Origin of the sequence: Salinivibrio costicola subsp. alcaliphilus (assembly GCF_001996185.1) — a bacterium.
In the GTDB taxonomy this organism is placed as follows: Bacteria; Pseudomonadota; Gammaproteobacteria; order Enterobacterales; family Vibrionaceae; genus Salinivibrio; species Salinivibrio costicola.
Genome location: NZ_MUFR01000149.1, coordinates 1 through 404, shown reverse-complemented (window position 1 = coordinate 404; position 404 = coordinate 1). Strand labels below are relative to the sequence as shown.

Below are 404 nucleotides of genomic sequence, written 5' to 3'. Positions count from 1 at the left end.
TAAGCGCGATACAGCATTTTCATGTGCTTGGGGTTATTTTCATCGAACGGGGTGGCATCCACCCAACGCCAACGTGGCAGGGTTTTTATATGGAGAGGGCGTGAAAATTTAGTGACAGGACCACGAACCGTTCCGTCACCATTCACCAGTGGCGTTCGGTGTTTTGCCGGATAGGTGGTGGAGCCTTTAATCGTCGGCTTACCGTCTTCTACCGTGACGGTCAGGTTGGTCATCTCTTTTTTGGTGCCATCCGAGAACGCACCATACAGAGTAACCTGGCAGGTATCATCTGCGCGGTAGGTAAAGTCATCCTCATACGCGCCTGATGGTAATACACGGATATTTATTTGGTTTTCACCAGGCTGCAAGTACGCGGTAGCGTTAAACCCCGATGAGAAGGTGGC

The 404-nt window shown here is 51.0% G+C and carries 1 pseudogene; it reads right to left on the bottom strand.

Annotated features, from left to right (window positions below):
• Positions 1–404 (bottom strand): annotated as a pseudogene (locus BZJ21_RS16445) (glycosyl hydrolase family 26); the annotation flags it as partial.